Source organism: Nocardiopsis listeri (assembly GCF_020741345.1).
In the GTDB taxonomy this organism is placed as follows: domain Bacteria; phylum Actinomycetota; class Actinomycetes; order Streptosporangiales; family Streptosporangiaceae; genus Nocardiopsis; species Nocardiopsis listeri_A.
Genome location: NZ_DYZD01000442.1, coordinates 1 through 3,560, shown reverse-complemented (window position 1 = coordinate 3,560; position 3,560 = coordinate 1). Strand labels below are relative to the sequence as shown.

Sequence of the window (3,560 nt, the reverse complement as noted above, 5' to 3'; positions counted from 1 at the left end):
GGCTCGTCGATCAGGTGTCGTCTATGGCGGCGCGCAGGTCACGGAGCACGTCGAGCACCAGCGGTCGCAGGGAGGGCCTTATGGCGTCGAAGACCTGCTTTTGTTTTCGCTCCAGGTGCTTGCGGCGCTCGGCGAGGACGCGTTCGCCCTCCGCCGTGATGGTGACCACCGTGCTGCGTTCATCACGCTCGGACCGGCGCCGGGCCACCATGCCCTTGCGTTCCAACTGTTGGATCATCCGGGTGGCGGAAGGCGAGGAAACACCCACGATGTGAGCAACCGCACCGACACTTGGATTGTCCATCCCACGCACCGCCTCCATCAGGAGCGATTGTGTCAGTGTGATCTCCTCCGCCCCACGATGTCCGTGCCCGCCCCGGGAGCGGGCGTGTAGCGCCGCGTTGATGAGTTCGGTCCAGACGCGTTGGAACTCCTCGAGTTCAGCCGCGTTCGGATGAGCGCATTGTTGCTGCTCAGAACAGGGATCGGGGGTCTCGTCGAGCAAGAAACGGTCCTCGCTGGATGGGGTCTGCGCACGGGTCCCCGACCCGCGCGGTGGTTTGACGTATGTGTAGTCTAGCTATTAAATAGCTTGCGCACGCAAGTTCAAGTAGATCCATGCCCCACCAAAACGGAAACGACACCCCCGGTCCACTGATCCCTTCATGGACGGTCTCGTTCTCCACCGGGGTGGTGGACGTCCGCCCGGGCACGTCGGGCGGGCCCGGACCGGTCCGGGAGGGGCGCATTGACGACAGTGCTGGTCGCGCATTTCATAACAGCTGCGGTCGCGCCCTTAGTGATACGCCAGTGGGGCCGTAACGGTTTCTACGCGCTCGCGATCGTCCCCGGGCTGGCGACCGTGTGGACCCTGTTCCAGCTCCCGACCATCCTCAACGGCGGAACGCTGTCGGAGTCGGTCGAGTGGGCACCGCAGTTCTCACTGCGGCTCGGTATGCACATGGACGCCCTCGGTCTGGTCATGACGCTCGTCGCCGCGGGCGTGGGCACCCTGATCCTGGCCTACTGTGCGCGCTACTTCAGTGACTCCGACGAAGGTCTACCGCGGTTCGCGGGTGTGTTCGTCGCGTTCGCCGGCGCCATGCTGGGCCTCGTTCTCGCCGACGACCTCATCCAGCTCTTCATCTACTGGGAGCTGACCACGGTCTTCTCCTACCTCCTCGTCGGTCACAAGGCCGAGTCGAAGGACAGCCGACGAGCGGCGATGACGGCCCTGGTCGTCACCACGTTCGGTGGCCTGGCGATGCTGGTCGGCATGATCATGCTCGGCGAGACCGCCGGGACCTACGTGATCTCCGAGATCGTCGCGAACCCGCCCATGGGTGGAGCGGTGGTCAACTCCGCGCTCGCGCTGATCATGGTCGGCGCGATGTCCAAGTCGGCGCTGTTCCCCTTCAGCCTGTGGCTGCCCGCCGCCATGCAGGCGCCCACCCCGGTCTCCGGCTACCTGCACGCCGCGGCGATGGTCAAGGCCGGCGTCTACCTGGTCGCCCGCCTCACCCCCGCCTTCGGCGACGTGACCGTGTGGACGACGATGGCGCTGTTCTTCGGTGTCATCACCATGATCTTCGGCGGGTGGAAGGCGCTACGCCAGTTCGACCTCAAGCTCGTCCTGGCCTACGGCACCATCAGCCAGCTCGGCTTCCTCATCGCCCTGCTCGGCACCGGGACCCGGGCCGGAGCCCTCGCCGGCATCGCGATGCTGGTGGCGCACTCCCTCTTCAAAGCTCCGCTGTTCCTCATCGTCGGCATCATCGACCACAGCACGGGAACGCGGGACCTGCGCGAGCTGTCCGGGCTGCGCAGGTCCATGCCCGCCACCTTCTGGATCACGATCGTGGCCCTGGCCTCGATGTCCGGTCTTCCACCCACCGCCGGGTTCGTCGCCAAGGAACTCGCCTTCGGTGCCTACACCGAGGGCGGCGGCCTCGACACCCTGATCCTGACCGGCATGGTCATCGGCTCCACCCTCACCGTCGCCTACAGCCTCCGCTTCCTGTGGGGCGCCTTCCTCGACAAGGAGGGCGTGCAGCCCAACGAGGTCCACCCCCCCGGGCCGCTCTTCCTCGCGCCCGCGGTGGTCCTGGCGGCGCTGAGCCTGATCGGCGGACTCGTCTCCGGCGGGGTCGACCGACTCTTCGCCACCTACGCGGACACCGTCCCCTTGGGACCCGCCGAGGAGTACCCCTCCTACCTGGCCCTGTGGCACGGCTGGGAACCGCCGTTGCTGCTGTCGGCGATCTGCGTCGTCGGTGGTCTGGTGCTGTTCTACTTCCGGCACCGGGTCTCCTGGCTCGGCAACCGGCTGGCCTACATCAACCCCGAGCGCAACTACCGGCGGATGATGGCGGGCCTGGAGACCCTGGCCCTGCAGGTCACCGGTAGCACCCAGCGCGGTTCTCTGCCGGTCTACCTCGGCACCATCCTGGTGTTCCTGGTGGTCGCCGCAGGCATCCCCATGGTCACCGGGCGACTCTGGAACGGCGACTACCCGACGCTGCGCCTGTGGGACACCCCGGTACAGGTCATCCCCGCCCTGATCATCGTGATCACCTGCCTGATGATCCTGTTCGTGCGACGCCGTCTCTTCGCGGTGATCCTCGTCGGCATCGGCGGTTACGGTGTGGGCGCCCTGTTCTACCTGCAGGGTGCGCCCGACATCGCGCTCACCCAGTTCCTCATCGAGACCGTCAGCCTGGTGGTCTTCGTCCTGGTGCTGCGCCGCTTCCCGTCCCACTTCTCGGCACCCGCGCTCAAGGGCCGCCGGATCTGGAACATGATGATCGGCGCCGCCACCGGCCTGCTCGTGGCGACCATGACGTGGTTCGCCCTGGCCGGTCGACAGGAACCCTCCATCGCGGTGGGCGGACCCGACGGGCCCTCCTACCTGGAGGCGGCGGAGGAGGCCGGCGGCGACAATCTCATCTCCGTACTGCTGGTCGACGTCCGTGCCTGGGACACCATGGGTGAGATCTCGGTGCTGGCCGCCGCCGCGGCGGGTGTGGCCAGCCTGATGTTCGTGCGCCGCCGGGCCCAGCCCCGCAAGGCCCCCGGTGGAGTGATGGCCCTGTCCGTCACCCAGACCCCGCCCGGGCCCTCCGACGGGCACGACCGGTTGGACCTGGGCGAGCTGAAGGTCGCTCCCCAGAACATGCACGTCAGGCCCCAGTGGAACCGTTCCTGGTTGCCCGGCGCGGAGGCGATGCCCACCGAACGCAGGTCGATCATCTTCGAGGTGGTCTCCCGCTTCCTCTTCCCGGTGATCATGGTGATCTCGGTGTACCTGCTGCTGACCGGTCACACCGACGTCGGCGGTGGTTTCGCCGGCGGCATCGTGGCGGGTCTCGCGTTCATCGTCCGCTACCTCGCGGGTGGCCGCTTCGAGCTCTACGCCACCGCGTGGGTGCAGCCGGGCGCCCTGATCGGCGCCGGTCTGGCGCTGGCCACGGGCACGGCGATCGGCGGGGCGATCTTCCTCGACGACGTGCTCGCCGGGGCGGACTACTACCTGAACTTCGGGATCTTCGGCGAAGCGCACG

Annotated in this window: 2 protein-coding genes; one reads left to right on the top strand and one right to left on the bottom strand. The window is 67.4% G+C overall.

All coding sequences use genetic code 11. The features are described 5' to 3' along the window. Positions 1 to 10: 10 nt before the first annotated feature. Positions 11 to 505 carry a MarR family winged helix-turn-helix transcriptional regulator gene (locus K8V84_RS23880; RefSeq protein ID WP_304078831.1) on the bottom strand — a complete coding sequence of 165 codons (495 nt, stop codon included), beginning with the start codon at positions 503 to 505 and terminating at the stop codon, positions 11 to 13. A gap of 252 nt (positions 506 to 757) precedes the next feature. Here K8V84_RS23880 and K8V84_RS23875 point away from each other — a divergent pair. Beyond that, positions 758 to 3,560: Na+/H+ antiporter subunit A (locus K8V84_RS23875; protein WP_304078832.1), on the top strand; the 2,803-nt coding region annotated here is incomplete at its 3' end.